Here is an 18787-nt window from a genome sequence, read left to right on the forward strand (position 1 = left end):
GCCGATGACCGAGCCGATGACAGAGGCGATGGACAAGCAGCCGCCCGTATTCGCGGTACGCGAGCTGTGGAAGGTCTTCGGACCACGCGCCGGACGGGTGCCCGACACCCCCGAGCTGGCCGCCCTCAGCCCCGCCGAACTGCGCGCACGCACCGGCTGCACCGGAGCGGTCCAGGACGTCAGCTTCGACGTCCGCCGCGGCGAGGTCTTCGTCGTCATGGGCCTGTCCGGTTCCGGCAAGTCGACGCTCGTCCGCTGCCTGACCCGGCTGATCGAACCGACGTCAGGATCGATCGCGATCGACGGCGAGGACGTGCTGTCGATGGACAAGGCCCGGCTGCGCGAGCTGCGCCGGCACCGCGCCGCGATGGTCTTCCAGCACTTCGGACTGCTGCCGCACCGGTCGGTCCTCGACAACGTCGCCTACGGCCTGGAGATCCAGGGCATGGGGCGCGCGCAGCGCCGCGCCAAGGCCGCCGAGGTCGTCGCGAAGGTCGGCCTCGACGGCCTCGAACACCGCAGGCCCGGTCAGCTCTCCGGCGGTCAGCAGCAGCGTGTGGGACTGGCCCGGGCGCTTGCCGTCGACCCCGAAGTGCTGCTCTTCGACGAGCCGTTCAGCGCGCTGGACCCGCTCATCCGGCGTGACATGCAGGACGAGGTCGTCCGGCTGCACCGCGAGGAGGGCCGCACGATGGTCTTCATCACCCACGACCTGAACGAGGCGCTGCGCCTCGGCGACCGCATCGCCCTGATGCGGGACGGGCGGATCGTGCAGCTCGGCACGCCCGAGGAGATCGTCGGCTCGCCCGCCGACGCCTACGTAAGGGACTTCGTCCGCGACGTGCCCCGCGAGCAGGTCATGACCGTCCGCACGGCGATGCGCCCGGCGGCCGACGCGGCCGAGGCGGCGTCCGGCCCGGCGGTCGCCCCCGACGCCACGGTCGCGTCGGCCATCGAGGCGGTCGCCCGCGCGGGTGCCCCGGCGCGCGTGATGGACCAGGGGCGGTGCCTGGGGGTCGTGGACCAGACCGCGCTGCTGGCCGTGGTGGCAGGGCTGCCGGCCGAGGGGGTGGCGGCGTGAGGGCCTTCTCCCCAGCCGGCCCCTTCGGGGGATCCCCGCCTCGGACACTCACCGCCCCGGCTCGGGGGTGGTGCCGATGAGCGCCGCCGTGGACAGCCTGTCCAAGACGAACACGACGACCACCGCGGCCGGTTCGGCGGCGTCCCGGCCGCTGTGGCGCCGTCGCAGGGCCCTGGCGGGCGGGGCGGCGGGCGCCGTGGCCCTCGCCGTGGCCGTCGCGCTCGGCGTCGCCCTGCTCGGCGGAGGCGGTTGGCCCGCCGCGCTCACCGTCGACATCGCGGGGCCGCTCGACGACGCCAACGCCTGGGTGATCGACAACCGCGACACCCACCCGCTCTTCCTCTACTTCCTCCTCCACCTCTCCAACACGGCCACCGACGCGGTCGACGCGGTCTACCGACTGCTCGACGCGCTCGGCTGGCTCGGCGTCGTCGCCGCCGGTGTGCTCGGCGCGTGGCGCGCCGCCGGGCTCGGGCTGCGCGGATCGAGGGTCGCGCTGACGGCGCTGGGCGCGCTCGGGGCCTGCGGGCTGCTCGGGATGTGGGACGCGACGCTGCTCACCATCGCGCTGATGGTGGTCTCGGTCGCCGTCGCGGCGGTGCTGGGCGCGCTGATCGGGCTCCTCGCCGGAGTCTCCGACCGTGTCGACCGGGCGCTGCGGCCGGTGCTCGACACGATGCAGGTGCTGCCGGCGTTCGCGTATCTGCTGCCGTTCGTGCTGGTCTTCGGCACCGGCACGCCCGCCGCGCTCTTCTGCACGGTGATCTACGCGGCGCCGCCCATGGCCCGCCTCACCGCGCTCGGCCTGCGCCGCGCCGACCCCGCCGTGCTGGAGGCGGTCACCTCGCTCGGTGCGAGCGGCAGGCAGCGGCTCTGGACGGCCCGGCTGCCGCTCGCCCGCAGGCAGATGCTGCTCGGTCTCAACCAGACGATCATGATGGCGCTGTCGATGGTCGTCATCGCCGCGCTCGTCGGCGCCGGCGGTCTCGGCGAGGAAGTGTACTCGGCGCTGTCGACGACGGACGTGGGCAAGGCGTTCGCCGCCGGCCTGCCGATCGTGCTGATCGCGATCTGGCTGGACCGTACGACGGCGGCAGCGGGCGACCGTATCGGCGCGCGCACACCGTCCGGGAACCGGCTGCTGCACGGCGGCCCCGCCTGGGCGCTGGTCGCGGCGGCGGTCGCCGCCGCGGCGGCCGTGCGCACCACCGCCTGGCCGGACGCGTGGACGTACGACATCTCCACCCCCGTCAACAAGGCACAGGAGTGGATCACCGAGAACCTGACCTTCACGGAGGTCTGGGCACGGGAGTTCACGCTCTGGATCCTCAACCCGCTGCGGGACACGCTGATCTGGCTGCCGTGGTGGTCGGTGCTGCTGCTCGTCGCCGCCACCGCGTGGCTGGTGGGGCGGTGGACCGCCGCGCTCACGGCGACCGCCGCGATGGCCGCGATCGGGGTGCTCGGCGTCTGGGCGAAGTCCCTGGACACGCTCTCCCAGGTGCTCGCGGCGCTGGTGGTCACGCTCGTGGTGGGCTTCCTCGCCGGTGTGCTGTGCGCGCGTGCCGGACGGCTGGAGCGGTGGCTGAGGCCGCTGCTGGACGCGATGCAGACGATGCCGCAGTTCGTGTATCTGATCCCGGTCGTGGCGCTCTTCGGCGCCACCCGTACGGCGGCGATCGTCGCGGCCGTCGTCTACGCACTGCCCGCCGTCGTACGCATCACCACCCAGGGGCTGCGCGAGGTCGACTCCGCCGCCCTTGAGGCGTCCCGCTCGCTCGGCGCGTCCACCCGGCAGCAACTGCTCCAGGTGCAGCTCCCGCTGGCCCGCCCGGCACTGCAACTCGCCGTCAACCAGGGCGTCGTGCTCGTCCTGGCCGTGGTCGTCGTCGGCGGCCTCGTCGGCGGCGGAGCGCTCGGCTACGACGTCGTCAAGGGCCTCTCCCGCGGCGAGATGGGCATCGGCATGACGGCCGGTATCGCGATCGTCTGCCTCGGGCTCGTCCTGGACCGGATCACCCAGCGGCCGGCCGCCTCCCCCAAGCACCGCTGACCCCCCCACCCATCCTCCCGACAGGAGCACCATGCGTACGTTGCGTACCGTCCCCACCCTTGCCGCGGGCAGCTGCGCCCTCGGCCTGCTCGCGCTGACCGCCTGCGGCGCCGCCGACACCGGCAAGAGCACCGACGTCGGCGGCGAGAAGACCGTGAAGCTGACCGTCCCCTCCTGGGTCGGCGCCCAGGCCAACGTGGCCGTGGCCAAGGAGATCCTCGAACAGGAGCTCGGCTACACCGTCAAGACCCAGCAGATGGGCGAGGTGCTGGCCTGGGACGCGCTGTCCAAGGGCGACACCGACGCGATCCTGGAGGACTGGGGCCACCCGAAGGAGGAGAAGCAGTACGTCGAGACGAAGAAGACCGTCGTCAAGGGCGGCGATCTCGGCGTGACCGGGCACATCGGCTGGTTCGTGCCGAAGTACTTCGCGGACGAGCACCCCGATGTCACCGACTGGAAGAACCTCGACAAGTACGCCAAGGAGTTCCGGACCGCGGAGAGCGGGGACAAGGGCGAACTGCTGGAGGGCTCGCCCGACTACGTCACCAACGACGACGCGATCATCGCCAATCTGAAGCTGGACCTGAAGACGAACTACGCGGGTTCCGAGGCCGCCCAGATCACGGCGATCAAGAAGTACGCGAAGGAGAAGAAGCCCTTCCTGACGTACTGGTGGACCCCGCAGTGGCTGAACGCCCAGATCGACATGGTCGAGGTCAAGCTGCCCGAGTACAAGGAGGGCTGCGACGCCGACCCGAAGAAGGTCGCGTGCGCCTACCCGAACACGCCGCTGCAGAAGTTCTTCAACGCGGACTTCGCCAAGAACGGAGGCGAAGCGGCGGAGTTCCTGAAGAACTTCACGTGGACCACCGATCAGCAGAACGAGGTCGCACTGATGATCGCGGACCAGAAGCTGTCGCCGGAGGCGGCGGCGAAGAAGTGGGTGAAGGCGAACGAGGCGACCTGGAAGGCGTGGCTCCCCAAGAAGTGACGCCTCAGCCGTCGGCGTCGGAGGGGCTCCGCAGGAGCCCCTCCGACGCCGGGCGTCTCGCGAGCGCCGGGCTCGTCAGTGGTTCGTGTACTGGCCCGGCGTGTAGTGGCCCGGGACCATACGGGTGGTCACGGCGAACCTGTTCCATGCGTTGATGACCGTGATCGCGGCGATGAGCTGCGCCAGCTCCGCCTCGTCGAACTGCTTAGCGGCCCGCTCGTACACCTCGTCCGGGACGAAACCGTTCGTCAGCACGGTCACCGCCTCCGTCAGCTCGATCGCCGCGATCTCCCTGGCCGTGTAGAAGTGCCGCGACTCCTCCCACGCGCTGAGCTGGATGATCCGGTCGACCGACTCGCCCGCCGCAAGCGCGTCCTTGGTGTGCATGTCGAGGCAGAAGGCGCAGTGGTTGAGCTGCGATGCGCGGATCTTCACCAGCTCCAGCAGCGTGGGGTCGACGCCCCGGCGGGCGGCCGCGTCCAGCCTGACCATCGCCTTGTAGACCTCGGGGGCGTGCGTGGACCACTCCATGCGCGGGGTGTGCTCGTGATTCGTCTCGTTCGTCATGGAAGCAAGCCTAGGGAGCAGATGGCGCATCGGTATGGTCCACTTCCATGACGGATGACTGGGCCACTTTCGGTGCCGACCTCCATGTCGAGCTGCGCGGTACGGGGCTGCGCACCGGGCTGATGGACGCCCTGCGGGAGGCCGTACGCAGCGGGCGGCTCACGCCCGGCACCCGGCTGCCCTCGTCCCGCTCCCTCGCCGCCGACCTGGGCATCGCCCGCAACACCGTCGCCGACGCCTACGCCGAGCTCGTCGCCGAGGGCTGGCTCACCGCCCGCCAGGGCTCGGGCACCCGCGTCGCCCGCCGTGCGACGCCCGGCGCCCGCCGGCCCGCCCCGGCCGCCGCGCCGCGGCCGAGCCCCGCGCGGAGCCGGCCCGCGTACAGCCTGGTGGCCGGCTCACCGGACCTCGCGTCCTTCCCGCGCGCGCAATGGCTCAAGGCCGCGCGCCGCGCCCTGACCGCTGCCCCGCACGAAGCCTTCGGCTACGGCGACACCCGCGGGCGCATCGAACTGCGCACCGCGCTCGCCGGCTACCTGGCGCGGGCGCGCGGGGTCTACGCGGAGCCCGGCAGGATCGTCGTCTGCTCCGGATTCGTCCACGGGCTGATGCTGCTTGCGACGGTGCTGCGCAGCCGGCGGGTGCGGGAGGTCGCGGCGGAGTCGTACGGACTCGATCTGCACCGGCGGCGCCTGACGGAGGCGGGGATGCGGCTGCCCGCGCTGCCCTTCGACGAGCGCGGCACCCGGACCGAGGAGCTGGCCGGGCCGGCGCTGAAGGGCGTCGGCGCGGTGCTGCTCACACCCGCGCACCAGTTCCCCATGGGGGTCGCGCTCCAGCCGGACCGGCGGGCCGCCGCCGTCGACTGGGCGCGGCGCACGGACGGGCTGATCCTGGAGGACGACTACGACGGGGAGTTCCGCTACGACCGCCAGCCCGTCGGCGCGCTCCAGGGCCTCGACCCCGACCGCGTCGTCTATCTCGGCACGGCGAGCAAGGCCCTGGCCCCGGGCCTGCGCGTGGGCTGGATGGTGCTCCCGGCGGGCCTGGCCGAGGAGGTCGCGGCCGCGAAGGGCGAGTCGGACTGGGCCTCGGGCACGCCGGACCAGCTGACGCTCGCGGAGTTCATCACCTCGGGCGCGTACGACCGCCAAGTGCGCGCCATGCGGCTGCGCTACCGGCGCCGCCGCGACCAGCTCGTCGCGGCCCTCGCCGAACGCGCCCCGGAATCCGCGTCAGCGGCATCGCGGCCGGCATGCACGCGGTCCTCGAACTCCCGCCGGGCACGGAGGCATCGGTCGTCCAGGCCGCGGCCTGGCAGGGCCTGGCCCTGGAGGGCCTCGCCCGCTTCCGGCACCCTGCCGCCCCCGCCACGCGCGACGCCCTCGTCGTCGGCTACGGCACCCCGCCGGACAGCGCCTGGTCGGGCGCGCTGGACGCGCTGTGCCGGGTCCTGCCGTAGGGGCCGTCCTCGCCCGGGCCCTGGCGTCGAAGTCCCGTCTGCCCCGCGGGCGGACGACGCCACTTCGACGACAGGCGCTGGGTCGTGTCTTCACAGTCGCGTCTGCCCGGCGGTGTCTGGCACGCGCTCCCAGAGCTCGCGCCTGGGAGGTGGGCCACCCCCGTGGCCCTTCGGGCACGGGAGGTGCCCCACCGCAAGGACTTCCTCCTCCGCCTTGCGATCGCACGCACCAGACGCCGCCGGGCCCGCCCTTCGGGCGGACGAGGCTGCGGACGAGGCTATTGAAGACACTCCCTAGGACCGGACCCCCGCGTCCTGCTCGGACGGGAGCTCGCCGAAGCGCGCCAGCACCAGCGCCCCTCCCACCGAGACCGCGAAACCCGTGATCGCCAGCCAGCCCAGCCCCTCCCGCGTGCGGTCGCCGAGCCACACCACGCCGACCGCCGACGGCAGCAGGGTCTCCGCCAGCACCAGGCCCGCCGTGGCCGTGGTCACCGAGCCGTGCGCGAAGGCCGACGTCAGCAGCAGGAACGCCGCCGCGCCGCCGAGCAGCAGCGCGTACAGCGCCGGGCTCGTGAAGTCCACCGAGTCCAGCAGCCGCACCGCCACTTCGGGCACCCCGAAGCCGATACCGGCACCCAGTCCCAGGACCAGCGCCCGGGCGCGGCCCGGCAGCCTGCCCGCCGCCGCGCCGACCAGCAGGACGACGACCGCCGTGCCGAGCAGCGCCCACTGCAGCGCGGGCGGCGCGGGGGTGCTGCCCTCCGGGCCCGAGGCGAGGCCGAGCATGCCGAGACCCGCACAGACCACGGCGACCGCGGTCCACTCGGTGCGGCTGAGCCGCACCGACAGCACCCGCGTCGCGGCGACCGCGGTCACCGCGAGGCTCGCGGCGAGCGCCGCGCTCACCGCGTAGATCGGGATCAGCCGCAGCGCCACGATCTGGAGCGCGAACCCTGCCCCGTCCAGGGCGAGTCCGACGGCGTAGCGCCACTGCCGCACCGCCCGCAGGAAGAGCGCGGGGTCGACCCCGGGGGCCCCGGCCCCGTCCGCCGGGCCCCGAGCGACCACGGCGCGGGCGGCGACCGCCTGGAAGACGGTGGCCAGTCCGTAGCAGACCGACGCGGCCATCGCGCAGACCATCCCAAAGAACACAAAGCGACTCTAGTTCGGGAACGTTCGTGGACCGGCCTTACGGCGGGTCGGCGCGGCCATCTAATGTGTGCGGCGATTCGTTCGCAGGCTTGATGTGTACACGGAACACGACAACGGGGAGGCCGGGAGATGGCGCGGCGCAGGCTGAGGTCGGGCACAGTGGTGCTCGGCGGGATGGGGATGCTGGCGGCGACGCTGACGTCCTGCGGCTCGGAGCCCGACGAGCGGTGCGTCGACCCGGTGACCTACGAGGTGCTGCCGGACTACGAGTGCGATGACGACGACGGTTCCGGCTCCGGCCGCTACTACTACGGCGGCAGCATCCGCAACGGCAAGGTCTCGGGCGGCAGCTACGACAAGGCCGCCGTCGACACCGGAGGCTTCGGCTCCTCCGGATCCTCCGGCGGCTGAGCCCGGCACGGTCCAGGAACACACGCGCCGATGAAACGTCACACCATCGACCCGCGCCCCGGCTGGCAGGAGACCGTCGAGGAGCAGGGCCTGATCTATCCGCTCACCCGCTTCCCGGACGGCTCGCTGCGTCCGTACTGGGACGAGAGCGCCTACTACGAGTTCTCGCTGCCCGAGGTCGAGGCGCTGGAGGAGGTCGTCGAGGAACTGCACGCCATGTGCCTGGCCGCGGCCGCGCACATCGTGGAGCACGACCGCTTCGCCGACCTCGGCATCACCGACCCCCGACTGGCCCGAAGGGTCGCCCAGTCCTGGCGGCGCCGCGCCGAACTGCCCTCCATCTACGGGCGGTTCGACCTGCGCTACGACGGCACAGGGCCGGCCAAGATGCTGGAGTACAACGCCGACACGCCCACCTCGCTGGTCGAGGCGGCGAGCCCGCAGTGGTTCTGGATGGAGGAGCGCTTTCCCGGCGCCGACCAGTGGAACTCCCTGCACGAGCGGCTCGTCGACGCCTGGAAGCGGCAGGCCCCGCTGCTGCCGCCCGGCCCCGTCCACTTCGTCCACTCCGACGGCGACGAACTGGGCGAGGACCTGATGACGGTCGCGTATCTGCGCGAGACCGCTCAGCAGGCCGGGCTCTCCACCGAGGCGCTGTCGGTGGAGCGGATCGGCTGGGACCGGCTGTCCGGGCGGTTCGTGGACGACCGGCTGCGCTTCATCCGCAGCTGCTTCAAGCTCTATCCGTGGGAGTGGCTGACGACCGACCGCTTCGGCCCGCACGTCCTCGACACCCTGGACAACGGCGGCGGCACCGGCACCACCTGCTGGATCGAGCCCGCCTGGAAGATGCTGCTCTCCAACAAGGCCCTGCTGGCCGTGTTGTGGGAGCTCTACCCCGGGCACCCGAACCTGCTGCCCGCCTATCTCGACGGTCCGCGTGAACTCGCCGAGCGGGGCGGCTTCGTGGCCAAGCCGCTCCTCGGCCGCGAGGGCGCGGGTGTCACCGTGCACGGGCCGGGCGAGCCGCCCGTCGTACGCGAAGAACCCTATTGCTACCAGGAGTTGGCCCCGCTGCCCGACTTCGACGGCAACCGGGTCGTGCTGGGGGCCTGGGTCGTCGAGAACGAGGCTGCGGGGCTCGGCATCCGCGAGTCCTCCGGCCTCGTCACCGACGAGTACGCCCGCTTCCTCCCGCATGTGATCCTCTAGGCCCCGTCGCCGAAGCGGCGTCGTCCGCCCGCAGGGCGGGTCCCGCGGCGGGATCACGCCGGCGCGGGACACCCGGCCCGGGACACCCGCCCCGGGACGCCCGGGCCGAGATGCCTGGCTTGGGACACCCGGCCCGGGACGCCCGGCCCGGGACGCCCGGGCCGAGACGCCTGGCTTGGGACACCCGGCCCGGGACGCCCGGGCCGAGACATCTGGCTTGGGACACCCGGCCCGGGACGCCCGGGCCGAGACATCTGGCTTGGGACACCCGCCCCGGGACGCCCGGGCCGAGACATCTGGCTTGGGACACCCGCCCCGGGACGCCCGGGCCGAGACGCCTGGCTTGGGACACCCGCGCCGGGACGCCCGGGCCGAGACGCCTGGCTTGGGACACCCGCGCCGGGACGCCCGGGCCGAGACGCCTGGCTTGGGACACCCGCGCCGGGACGCCCGGGCCGGGACACCCGCCCCGGGACGCCCGGGCCGGGACACCCGGGCCGGTACGACGGCGGCCGGGACATCCCGGCCGCCGTCGCCGCTCACTCGCCGGCCAGTACCCCTCGCAGCTGGTCGAGGCCCCAGTCCAGGTCCTCCTTGCTGATCACCAGCGGCGGGGCGATCCGGATCGTCGAACCGTGGGTGTCCTTCACCAGCACCCCGCGGTCCATCAGCTTCTCGGAGATCTCCCGGCCCGTGCCGTGCGACGGGGCGATGTCGACCCCGGCCCACAGCCCGCGTCCGCGCACCGCCTCCACGGCGCCCCCGCCCACCAGCAGGCCGAGCTCGTGGTGGAGGTGCTCGCCCAGCTCGGTGGCCCGCTGCTGGAACTCGCCCGAGCGCAGCATCGCGATGACCTCCAGCGCCACCGCGCAGGCCAGCGGATTGCCGCCGAACGTCGATCCGTGCTCGCCCGGCCGGTAGACCCCGAGCACCTCGTCGGAGGAGACGACGGCCGAGACGGGCACGACCCCGCCGCCCAGCGCCTTGCCCAGGATGTACATGTCCGGGACGACGCCCTCGTGCTCGCAGGCGAACGTGCGGCCGGTGCGGCCCAGACCCGACTGGATCTCATCGGCGATGAACAGCACGTTCCGCTCGCGGGTCAGCTCCCGCACCCCGGCGAGATAGCCCGGCGGCGGCACCAGGACCCCCGCCTCGCCCTGGATCGGCTCCAGCATCACCGCCACCGTGTTCGCGCTGACCGCGTGCTCCAGGGCCGTGAGGTCGCCGTACGGGACGATCTCGAAGCCCGGCGTGTAGGGGCCGAAGTCCGCCCGGGCCTCGGGGTCGGTGGAGAAGCTGATGATCGTCGTCGTACGGCCGTGGAAGTTGTTGGCCGCGACGACGATCTTCGCCTGGCCCGGCGGGACGCCCTTGACCTTGTACCCCCACTTCCGGGCGGTCTTCACGGCGGTCTCCACCGCCTCCGCCCCGGTGTTCATGGGCAGCACCATCTCCATGCCGCACATCTCCGCCAGCTGGGTGCAGAACTCGGCGAACCGGTCGTGGAAGAACGCCCGGGACGTCAGCGTCACCCGCTCCAGCTGGGCTTTCGCCGCGTCGATCAGCCGCCGGTTGCCGTGGCCGAAGTTCAGTGCCGAGTACCCGGCGAGCATGTCGAGGTAGCGGCGCCCCTCGACGTCCGTCATCCAGGAGCCGTCCGCCGAGGCGACCACGACGGGCAGCGGGTGGTAGTTGTGGGCGCTGTGCGCCTCCGCGGAGGCGATCGCTCTCTCCGTAGCAGACACGGGGTCTCCGTTCGTTCCTGCGGCGTGGGTCGGCCGGGGGCCGTGGCCGGGGTCAGGTCCGGACCGGGGCCCGGGGGTGTGCCCCTTTCTATCGTCGCTCGGCCACCTTCCGAAGAAACATCGGGGTGCATGCGCGACTCGCCGGACAGCTTCCCGTTTCCCTGCGGTTCCGCAGCCTGTGACCGGTTCCCGCGGACGCCGCGAGTAGGGTGGGCGGTACGCACGGCGACTGGCGTACGCGGAACGGACCGCGGGGGAGCCGTGTGCGGCAGAACCGACGGGTGCCGCCCGCCTGGGCACCCCGGGGACCAGCACATCCCCTGTTCCTGCCTCGGAGGACGCCATGACTCTTCCCACCGCTTCCAACCACCCCGCGCTCACCGCCGCCGACCCCGAGCTGGCCGCGCTCGTCGGAGCCGAGGAGCGGCTCCAGGCCGACACGCTGCGGCTCATCCCCAGCGAGAACTACGTCTCGCAGGCCGTGCTCGAAGCCTCCGGCACGGTCCTGCAGAACAAGTACAGCGAGGGCTACCCCGGCCGCCGCTACTACGAGGGCCAGCAGAACATCGACCAGGTCGAGCTGCTCGCCATCGCCCGCGCGAAGGCCCTCTTCGGCGTCGAGCACGCCAACGTCCAGCCCTATTCCGGCTCCCCGGCCAACCTCGCCGTCTATCTCGCCTTCGCCGAGCCCGGCGACACCGTGATGGGCATGGCCCTCCCCATGGGCGGCCATCTCACCCACGGCTGGGGCGTCTCCGCGACCGGCAAGTGGTTCCGCGGCGTCCAGTACGGCGTGCGCAAGGGCCCGATCTCCGAGGGGGGCGGCCTCGTCGACTTCGACGAGGTGCGCGAACTCGCCCTCAAGGAGCGCCCGAAGGTCATCTTCTGCGGTGGCACGGCCCTGCCCCGCACCATCGACTTCGCCGCCTTCGGGGAGATCGCCCGCGAGGCCGGTGCCGTGCTGGTCGCCGATGTCGCGCACATCGCCGGCCTCATCGCCGGCGGCGCCCACCCCTCGCCGGTGCCGCACGCGGACGTCATCTCCACGACCACCCACAAGACGCTGCGCGGGCCGCGCGGGGCGATGCTGATGTCCCGCGAGGAGCACGCGAAGGCCATCGACAAGGCCGTCTTCCCCGGCCTCCAGGGCGGCCCGCACAACCAGACGACCGCGGCCATCGCGGTCGCCCTGCACGAGGCGGCCCAGCCCTCCTTCCGCGACTACGCGCACGCGGTCGTGGCCAACGCCAAGGCCCTCGCCGAGGAGTTGCTCGCGCGCGGCTTCGACCTGGTCTCCGGCGGCACCGACAACCATCTGATCCTGATGGACCTCACGCCCAAGGACGTCCCCGGCAAGATCGCGGCGAAGGCGCTGGACCGTGCCGGGATCGTCGTCAACTACAACACCGTGCCCTACGACCCGCGGAAGCCCTTCGACCCCTCCGGCATCCGCATCGGCACCCCCTCCCTCACCTCGCGCGGACTGGGCGTACAGGACATGGCCGCCGTCGCCGACTGGATCGACCGGGGCGTCACCGCCGCCCGCTCGGGTGACGAGGACGCCCTGGCCGTGATCCGCTCCGAGGTCGCGGCCCTGATGTCCGCCTTCCCCGCCCCGGGCCTCCCGGCCTGACGCCGGCCGGTGCTGTGACCGGTTCCGGTCACAGCACCAGCGGTCCGGGCCCTGGCCGGGCGCGAGGCGATGCCGCTGGGTGCCGCGGAGCCGGTCCGTGGTGCCGGGTGGTGGGCGATACCGGGCCTGGCCGCGGGCACCGCGCTGGGCGTGGCCCTGCGCCCGCTCGCCGCCCGGCGGCAGGGCGTCCTGCCCTGGAGGCGCGGCGGGACCCGGGACCCCGGGCCACGCCGGCAGCTCCCGTCACCGCACGGCCGACCGCACTGTGTTCCTCGTCTCAGTGGCGACGATGCGCAGCGGCCACGGCCGGAACGCCGTGCCGTCCTCCGCGTCGGCACCGGCGCCGCAGGCCACCACCGCCCGCAGCGCCACCTGTGTGCGGGCGCGCACCGGCTCCGCGTACGCCTCGGGCGGTGACCGATCGATTCCCGTCCTGTCGGCGGTACCTGAGAGAATGCTGAGCATGGCCTCTGACAGTCCTCGCGTGCTCTCCGGAATCCAGCCCACCTCCGGCTCGTTCCACCTCGGCAACTACCTCGGCGCGGTCCGCCAGTGGGTCGCCCTGCAGGAGACCCACGACGCCTTCTACATGGTCGTCGACCTGCATGCGATCACGGTCCCGCAGGACCCCGCCGAGCTGCGTGCCAACACCCGCCTCGCCGCCGCCCAGCTGCTGGCCGCGGGCCTCGACCCCGAGCGCTGCACGCTCTTCGTCCAGAGCCATGTCCCCGAGCACGCCCAGCTGGGCTGGGTCATGAACTGCCTCACCGGCTTCGGCGAGGCGTCCCGGATGACCCAGTTCAAGGACAAGTCGGCCAAGCAGGGCGCCGACCGGGCCACCGTCGGCCTCTTCACGTACCCGATCCTGCAGGTCGCCGACATCCTCCTCTACCAGGCCAACGAGGTCCCGGTCGGTGAGGACCAGCGCCAGCACATCGAGCTCACCCGCGACCTGGCCGAGCGGTTCAACGGCCGGTTCGGACAGACGTTCACCGTCCCGAGCCCGTACATCCTCAAGGAAACGGCGAAGATCTACGACCTCCAGGACCCGTCGAGCAAGATGAGCAAGTCCACGGCGAACCCGAAGGGCCTTGTCAACCTGCTCGACGAGCCGAAGGCGACGGCGAAGAAGATCAGGAGCGCGGTCACGGACACGGACACCGTGATCCGCTTCGACACCGAGAACAAGCCGGGCGTCAGCAACCTGCTGACCATCATGTCCACCCTCACCGGTACGGGTATCGCCGAACTTGAGCAGAACTACGAGGGCAAGGGCTACGGTGCGCTGAAGACCGACCTCGCCGAGGTCGTGGTGGAGTTCGTCACTCCGTTCCGGGCCCGCACCCAGGGGTACCTGGACGACCCGGAGACGCTGGACTCCATCCTGGCCAAGGGCGCGGAGAAGGCCCGCGCGGTCGCCGCCGAGACCCTCGCCCAGACCTACGAGCGGGTGGGCTTCCTGCCCGCCAAGCACTGACCGAAGCACTGAGTCGAAGGACCCTGGCAGGACGACTGCCGCTGCCGTCACACTGACGGCAGCGGCAGACCATCGGATCCGTCGATCCGTCGCGAGACGATCGAGCACCTGGATAGGAGAACGACGTGGGGACCGTAACGCTCGGCGTTTCGATCGCGGTCCCGGAGCCCTACGGCAGCCTGCTCCAGGAGCGGCGCGCGGGCTTCGGGGATCCCGCCGCGCACTGCATCCCCACGCACGTCACCCTCCTCCCGCCGACCGAGGCCGACGACTCCGTGCTGCCGTCCGTGGAGGCCCACCTGACACGGGTCGCCGCGACGGGAAGGCCGTTCCCGATGCGGCTCCGCGGCACCGGGACCTTCCGGCCCCTCTCGCCGGTCGTCTTCGTCAAGGTCGTCGAGGGCGTATCGGCCTGCACCCGGCTCCAGCAGCGGGTCAGGGACGCGTCGGGGCCGCTCGTGCGGGAGCTCCAGTTCCCGTACCACCCGCATGTGACCGTCGCGCACGGGATCGCCGATGAGGCGATGGACCGGGCGTACGAGGAGCTGTCCGGGTTCGAGGCGGAGTGGACGTGCACATCGTTCGCGCTGTACGAGCAGGGCGCGGACGGGGTGTGGCGCAAGCTCCGGGAGTACGCGTTCGGCGCCGGCCCGAAGCTGCCCGGTGTCCCCAATGTGCCCGCGCAGGGCACGGCGGTCGACGCGCCGGCCACCACCTGCTAGGTCGTGTCTTCACAGTCCCGTCTGCCCGGTGACGTCTGGCACGCTCCCCCAGAGCTCGCGCCTGGGAGGTGCCCCCACCCCCGTGGCCCTTCGGGCACGGGAGGTGCCCCCACGCCGCGTTGTCGTCGGTCGCCTATGGCCCCCGTGGCCCTTCGGGCACGGGAGGTGCCCCCACCGCATGGACTCCCTCCTCCGCCTTGCGATCGCACGCACCAGACGCCGCCGGGCCCGCCCTCCGGGCGGACGACGCCACTGTGAAGACACTCCCTGGTCCCCGTCGGACACGGCCCGGAGCGCCTACAGCGGCAGCCGGCGGAAGACCGGGCGCGGCAGGTGCCGCAGGCCCGACATCACCACCCGTAGCGGCCCGGGCACCCACACCGTCTCCGAGCGCCGCCGCAGCCCCGTCTCGATCGCCTCGGCGACCGCCTCGGGCGTGGTGGCCAGCGGCGCCTCCTGCAGACCCGCCGTCATCTTCGTGCGGACGAAGCCGGGCCTGACCACCATCACGTGCACCCCCGTGCCGTACAGGGCGTCCCCCAGCCCTTGGGCGAAGGCGTCAAGACCCGCCTTCGACGACCCGTAGATGAAATTGGCCCGGCGCGCCCGCTCGCCGGCCACCGACGACAGCACGACGAGCGAGCCGTGCCCCTGGGCTTGCAGGGCGGCGGCGCAGACCAGCCCGGAGGAGACCGCTCCGGTGTAGTTGGTCTGGGCGATGCGCACCGCCGAGAGCGGCTCGGCCTCGTCCCTCGCCTGATCGCCGAGGACCCCGAAGGCGAGCAGCACCATGTCGATGTCGCCCTCCGCGAAGACCTTGCCGAGCACGACCTCGTGGGCGGCCGGATCGAGGGCGTCGAAGGGAACGGTCCGCACGTCCGCGCCCAGGCCGCGCAGCGAGGCCGCGGCCTCGTCCAGGGCGGCCGACGGGCGGCCGGCCAGCCACACCGTACGCGTACGGCGCGCCACCAGGCGGCGCGCGGTGGCCAGGGCGATCTCGGACGTGCCGCCGAGAACGAGCAGGGACTGCGGGGTGCCGAAGGCGTCCTTCATGGCGAGTGGCTCCTCAGATCCTCGGAGAGTCGGAGAAAGAGTCGGGCGGGTCGAGCAGGGTCGGTCGGGTCGGGCAGGTCGGTCGGGTCGGTCGGGTCAGAGAGACAGCCGGCGGGAGAGGTCCGACACGAACACCCCGCGCGGATCGAGCTCGGCACGCAGCGCCCGGAAACGGTCCAGCCGGGGGTACATCGCGGCCAGCAGCTCCGGCCGCAGCCGTGAGTCCTTGGCGAGGTAGACCCGCCCGCCGGCCCCTGCCACGTCCTCGTCGAGCGCGTCCAGGAGAGCGCCGAGCCCGGGCAGACCGGCCGGGATGTCGAGGGCGAGCGTCCAGCCGGGCACGGGGAACGACAGCCAGCCGGGGTCCCCGTCGCCGAACCGTTTCAGTACGGCAAGGAAGGACGGGAAGCCGTGGTGGGCGATGCGGCGCACGATCCGGCGCAGCGCGTCCTCCTGCCCGTACCCGACCACGAACTGGTACTGCACGAAGCCGCCGCGCCCGTAGATCCGATTCCAGTGGGGGATCCCGTCGAGGGGGTGGAAGAAGGCGGGGAGTCTCTGGAGTTCGCCGGTGCGCGAGCGCGGGGCCCTGCGGTACCAGAACTCGTTGAAGAGCGCGACGGAGGTCCGGCCGAGCAGCCCGTCCGGTACGAGGCCGGCGAGGCCGGGGGCGGAGGGCAGCTGACGGGGGCGGAACTCCAGCGGGCGGCGCGCGGCGCGCGGCGGGAGCGCGTCGAGGGGCGCGTGCTCGCCCCGGGTGAGGACCGCGCGCCCGGTCGCGGCGCCGCGCGCGAGCAGGTCGATCCAGGCGACCGAGTAGCGGTAGCGGTGGTCGGTCGCGGTGAGCCGGGCCATCAAGTCGTCGAGGTCGGCGGCGCGTTCGGTGTCGACGGACATCAGCGAGGTCTCGACGCGGTGCATCCGGAGCTCGGCGGAGAGGATCACTCCGGTCAGGCCCATCCCGCCGGCCGTGGCGTCGAACAGGTCCGTGCCGGGCAGGGCGGTCCGGACCTCGCCGTCCGCGGTGAGCAGCTCCAGGGACAGCACATGGCGGGAGAAGGAGCCGGAGACATGGTGGTTCTTGCCGTGGATGTCGGCGCCGATCGCGCCGCCGACGGTCACCTGCCGGGTTCCGGGGGTGACCGGTACGAACCAGCCGAGCGGAAGGAGCACTTCCATGAGCCGGTGCAGGCTGACGCCCGCGTCGCAGACCACGACGCCCGTCTCCGCGTCGATCCTGCGGATCCGGTCGAGGCCGGTCATGTCGAGGACGGCGCCGCCCGCGTTCTGCGCGGCGTCGCCGTAGGCCCGGCCGAGGCCGCGCGGGATGGAGCCGCGCGCTCCGCTGCCCCTGACGGCCGCCGCCGCCTCCTCGTGGGTACGGGGGCGCACGAGCCGGGCGGCCGAGGGGGCGGTGCGGCCCCAGCCGGTCACGGGGATGGGCAGGGGCGGTGCGTCGGCGGTTTCGGCAGACATGTGCGCGACGTTATCGCCCTCTTTGGGCTGTTTTCTCACAACGTCGCCATGTCGGCGGGCTCGTAGAAATGGGTGATTAAACGAGTGTCATTAAAGATTGCCGTGAATCTTCGCCTCCGGTTGAGAAGAGTCGCCTCTGGTGACCGAGAGCGGGGTGGCGGATGCGAAACGTCGACACGGCGGGCCGGTCGGCCCGGTTGGGCTGGGCGCGCGCCGATCACCGGCTGCTGGTGGCGCTGCGCGAGTGCGGTAGGGAGCCGCGCGTCGCCGCGGCGGCCCGGGCGCTCTCGTACTGCGGCGAGCACGGCGCGGTGTGGATCGCGGCGGGTCTCGCGGGGGCGGCGGCCGACCGCGAGCAGCGCGCCGGCTGGCTGCGTGGCACCGCGCTGATCGGGGCGGCGCATCTGGCCAGCATGGGGATCAAGCGGGTGGTGCGCCGCCCGCGCCCGCAGCTGTCGGTGCGGGGCCTGGAACCACTGGTCCGCACGGCGGGCCGGCACTCCTTCCCGAGCTCGCACGCGACCGCCGCGGGCGCCGCGGCGGTCGCCTTCGGCACCCTGTGGCCGGCCGGCCGGCACCTGGTCCCGCCGCTGGCCGCCGCAATGTGCGTGTCCCGTCTCGTGGCCGGCGTCCACTACCCCAGCGATGTGGCCGCGGGCGCCCTCCTCGGCGCCCTGACGGCCCGTCTGGGCACCGGCCGGCTCGTCCGACGCGCCACCGGAGGCCGTCGTGGCTGAGCGGAGTACGGCGCTGCTGGAGCAGCCGGAGGGGCGGCCCGAGGAGGCCGCCGCCCGGATCCCCCGCGGGCGGGGGCCGATGGCGCTTGCCGTCGGACTCGTCAGGACGGCCAGACCGAGGCAGTGGATCAAGAACGTGCTGGTCGTGGCGGCCCCGGCGGCCGCCGGCGAGCTGGCCTCGCGGCACACGGTCGGTCAGCTGGCCGTCGTCTTCATCCTGTTCACCGCCGCCGCGTCGGCGGTATACCTGATCAACGACGCGCTCGACGCCGAGGCCGACCGGGCGCACCCGGTGAAGTGCCGGCGCCCGGTGGCCGCCGGGGAGGTGCCCGTACCCGTCGCGTACGCCGTCGGGGCCCTGCTCGCCGCCGCGACCGGCACCGCCGCTGCGGTGCTTTGCAATCCGCTGACCGCCGCGCTGCTGACCGCGTACGTCGTGATGCAGCTCGCCTACTGCGTCCGGCTCAAGCACGTCCTGGTGGTCGACCTGGCGGTCGTCACGACCGGGTTCCTGATGCGCGCCATGATCGGCGGGGTGGCGCTGTCCATCCCGCTCTCGCGCTGGTTCCTCATCACCACCGGTTTCGGCGCGCTCTTCATGGTCGCGGCCAAGCGCTACTCGGAGGCCGTCGAGATGGCCGACGCGGACGGCGCGACCCGCGCGCTGCTCACCTCGTACAGCACCGGATACCTGCGCTTCGTCTGGCAGCTGGCGGCCGGGGTCGCCGTGCTCGGCTACTGCCTGTGGGCGCTGGAGAGCGGCGGCACCGCCAACGGCTCGCTGCTGCCCTGGCGTCAGCTCTCGGTGATCGCGTTCATCCTCGCGGTGCTGCGGTACGCGGTCTTCGCGGACCGGGGCGCGGCCGGCGCCCCGGAGGAGGTCGTGCTGCGCGACCGGCCGCTCGCCGTCATCGGACTCGTCTGGCTCGCCATGTACGGCATGGCCGTCGTGGACCTGTGACCATGGAAGGCCACGACGGCCCAGGCGCAGCCCCGGCCATCGGGC

Annotated in this window: 16 protein-coding genes, 1 pseudogene and 1 riboswitch; of the genes and pseudogenes, 11 read left to right on the plus strand and 6 right to left on the minus strand. The window is 72.8% G+C overall.

From position 1 onward, the window contains the following. Window positions 1-4 precede the first annotated feature (4 nt). From KK483_RS22035 to KK483_RS22045, 3 genes are all read left to right on the plus strand, one after another. Window positions 5-1081, plus strand: coding sequence for a glycine betaine/L-proline ABC transporter ATP-binding protein (locus KK483_RS22035; RefSeq protein WP_399014468.1), 1077 nt, complete (start codon window positions 5-7; stop codon window positions 1079-1081). A 76-nt stretch (window positions 1082-1157) separates the two neighbouring features. After that, window positions 1158-3134, plus strand: a complete 1977-nt coding sequence (locus tag KK483_RS22040; RefSeq protein WP_262006926.1) for a proline/glycine betaine ABC transporter permease — start codon at window positions 1158-1160, stop codon at window positions 3132-3134. A 31-nt stretch (window positions 3135-3165) separates the two neighbouring features. Beyond that, complete coding sequence (locus KK483_RS22045) at window positions 3166-4128, plus strand: ABC transporter substrate-binding protein (protein ID WP_262006927.1); 963 nt, start codon at window positions 3166-3168, stop codon at window positions 4126-4128. A 75-nt stretch (window positions 4129-4203) separates the two neighbouring features. Here KK483_RS22045 and KK483_RS22050 read toward each other — a convergent pair whose 3' ends face one another. Continuing rightward, entirely contained in the window at window positions 4204-4695 is a 492-nt protein-coding gene (locus KK483_RS22050; RefSeq protein WP_262006928.1) for a carboxymuconolactone decarboxylase family protein, read from the minus strand. Window positions 4696-4742: 47 nt separating this feature from the next. On the opposite strand from KK483_RS22050, the pseudogene KK483_RS22055 reads away from it, so the two are divergent. After that, window positions 4743-6157 (plus strand): annotated as a pseudogene (locus KK483_RS22055) (PLP-dependent aminotransferase family protein). Window positions 6158-6451: 294 nt separating this feature from the next. Here KK483_RS22055 and KK483_RS22060 read toward each other — a convergent pair. Then, window positions 6452-7300, minus strand: coding sequence for a hypothetical protein (locus tag KK483_RS22060; protein WP_399016138.1), 849 nt, complete (start codon window positions 7298-7300; stop codon window positions 6452-6454). Between the two features lie 141 nt (window positions 7301-7441). Between KK483_RS22060 and KK483_RS22065 the strand changes: the two genes are divergently transcribed. Beyond that, entirely contained in the window at window positions 7442-7723 is a 282-nt protein-coding gene (locus KK483_RS22065; protein ID WP_262006930.1) for a hypothetical protein, read from the plus strand. Between the two features lie 30 nt (window positions 7724-7753). Then, window positions 7754-8935: a glutathionylspermidine synthase family protein gene (locus KK483_RS22070; RefSeq protein ID WP_262006931.1), complete on the plus strand. Its 1182-nt coding sequence runs from the start codon at window positions 7754-7756 to the stop codon at window positions 8933-8935. A 539-nt stretch (window positions 8936-9474) separates the two neighbouring features. Here KK483_RS22070 and rocD read toward each other — a convergent pair. Next, window positions 9475-10683, minus strand: a complete 1209-nt coding sequence (gene rocD, locus KK483_RS22075; protein WP_262006932.1) for an ornithine--oxo-acid transaminase — start codon at window positions 10681-10683, stop codon at window positions 9475-9477. Window positions 10684-10898: 215 nt separating this feature from the next. After that, window positions 10899-10988: riboswitch (ZMP/ZTP riboswitch) on the plus strand. Between the two features lie 38 nt (window positions 10989-11026). Here rocD and glyA point away from each other — a divergent pair. Next, window positions 11027-12316: a serine hydroxymethyltransferase gene (gene glyA / locus KK483_RS22080; RefSeq protein ID WP_262006933.1), complete on the plus strand. Its 1290-nt coding sequence runs from the start codon at window positions 11027-11029 to the stop codon at window positions 12314-12316. A gap of 243 nt (window positions 12317-12559) precedes the next feature. Here the strand turns inward: glyA and KK483_RS22085 are convergent, their stop codons facing one another. Continuing rightward, complete coding sequence (locus KK483_RS22085) at window positions 12560-12781, minus strand: hypothetical protein (protein WP_399014473.1); 222 nt, start codon at window positions 12779-12781, stop codon at window positions 12560-12562. Between KK483_RS22085 and trpS the strand changes: the two genes are divergently transcribed. Beyond that, window positions 12780-13793 (plus strand): tryptophan--tRNA ligase, encoded by a 1014-nt coding sequence (gene trpS, locus KK483_RS22090; RefSeq protein WP_262006934.1) that lies wholly within the window; start codon window positions 12780-12782, stop codon window positions 13791-13793. The two genes, KK483_RS22085 and trpS, sit on opposite strands and share 2 nt — an antisense overlap. Before the next feature lie 125 nt (window positions 13794-13918). After that, entirely contained in the window at window positions 13919-14515 is a 597-nt protein-coding gene (locus tag KK483_RS22095; protein WP_262006935.1) for a 2'-5' RNA ligase family protein, read from the plus strand. Window positions 14516-14812: 297 nt separating this feature from the next. Here the strand turns inward: KK483_RS22095 and KK483_RS22100 are convergent, their stop codons facing one another. After that, entirely contained in the window at window positions 14813-15568 is a 756-nt protein-coding gene (locus tag KK483_RS22100) for a decaprenylphospho-beta-D-erythro-pentofuranosid-2-ulose 2-reductase (RefSeq protein WP_262006936.1), read from the minus strand. 96 nt (window positions 15569-15664) lie between these two features. Beyond that, the gene (locus tag KK483_RS22105; RefSeq protein ID WP_262006937.1) at window positions 15665-17044 is read right to left on the minus strand and encodes an FAD-binding protein; all 1380 of its coding nucleotides are present in this window, start codon (window positions 17042-17044) and stop codon (window positions 15665-15667) included. A 161-nt stretch (window positions 17045-17205) separates the two neighbouring features. Here KK483_RS22105 and KK483_RS22110 point away from each other — a divergent pair, with 161 nt between their 5' ends. Further along, window positions 17206-17781 (plus strand): phosphatase PAP2 family protein, encoded by a 576-nt coding sequence (locus KK483_RS22110; RefSeq protein WP_262006938.1) that lies wholly within the window; start codon window positions 17206-17208, stop codon window positions 17779-17781. Next, window positions 17774-18742 carry a decaprenyl-phosphate phosphoribosyltransferase gene (locus tag KK483_RS22115; protein WP_262006939.1) on the plus strand — a complete coding sequence of 323 codons (969 nt, stop codon included), beginning with the start codon at window positions 17774-17776 and terminating at the stop codon, window positions 18740-18742. The genes KK483_RS22110 and KK483_RS22115 overlap by 8 nt, the downstream gene beginning before the upstream one ends. Window positions 18743-18787: the final 45 nt, after the last annotated feature.

Origin of the sequence: Streptomyces sp. FIT100 (assembly GCF_024584805.1) — a bacterium.
Taxonomy (GTDB): domain Bacteria; phylum Actinomycetota; class Actinomycetes; order Streptomycetales; family Streptomycetaceae; genus Streptomyces.

Bases quoted from the DNA above. Each gene is read 5' to 3' on its own strand.
- KK483_RS22035 (WP_399014468.1), top strand. From the start codon at position 5: ATGACCGAGCCGATGACAGAGGCGATGGACAAGCAGCCGCCCGTATTC.
- KK483_RS22040 (WP_262006926.1), top strand. From the start codon at position 1,158: ATGAGCGCCGCCGTGGACAGCCTGTCCAAGACGAACACGACGACCACC.
- KK483_RS22045 (WP_262006927.1), top strand. From the start codon at position 3,166: ATGCGTACGTTGCGTACCGTCCCCACCCTTGCCGCGGGCAGCTGCGCC.
- KK483_RS22050 (WP_262006928.1), bottom strand. From the start codon at position 4,695: ATGACGAACGAGACGAATCACGAGCACACCCCGCGCATGGAGTGGTCC.
- KK483_RS22060 (WP_399016138.1), bottom strand. From the start codon at position 7,300: ATGGTCTGCGCGATGGCCGCGTCGGTCTGCTACGGACTGGCCACCGTC.
- KK483_RS22065 (WP_262006930.1), top strand. From the start codon at position 7,442: ATGGCGCGGCGCAGGCTGAGGTCGGGCACAGTGGTGCTCGGCGGGATG.
- KK483_RS22070 (WP_262006931.1), top strand. From the start codon at position 7,754: ATGAAACGTCACACCATCGACCCGCGCCCCGGCTGGCAGGAGACCGTC.
- glyA (WP_262006933.1), top strand. From the start codon at position 11,027: ATGACTCTTCCCACCGCTTCCAACCACCCCGCGCTCACCGCCGCCGAC.
- trpS (WP_262006934.1), top strand. From the start codon at position 12,780: ATGGCCTCTGACAGTCCTCGCGTGCTCTCCGGAATCCAGCCCACCTCC.
- KK483_RS22085 (WP_399014473.1), bottom strand. From the start codon at position 12,781: ATGCTCAGCATTCTCTCAGGTACCGCCGACAGGACGGGAATCGATCGG.
- KK483_RS22100 (WP_262006936.1), bottom strand. From the start codon at position 15,568: ATGAAGGACGCCTTCGGCACCCCGCAGTCCCTGCTCGTTCTCGGCGGC.
- KK483_RS22105 (WP_262006937.1), bottom strand. From the start codon at position 17,044: ATGTCTGCCGAAACCGCCGACGCACCGCCCCTGCCCATCCCCGTGACC.
- KK483_RS22110 (WP_262006938.1), top strand. From the start codon at position 17,206: ATGCGAAACGTCGACACGGCGGGCCGGTCGGCCCGGTTGGGCTGGGCG.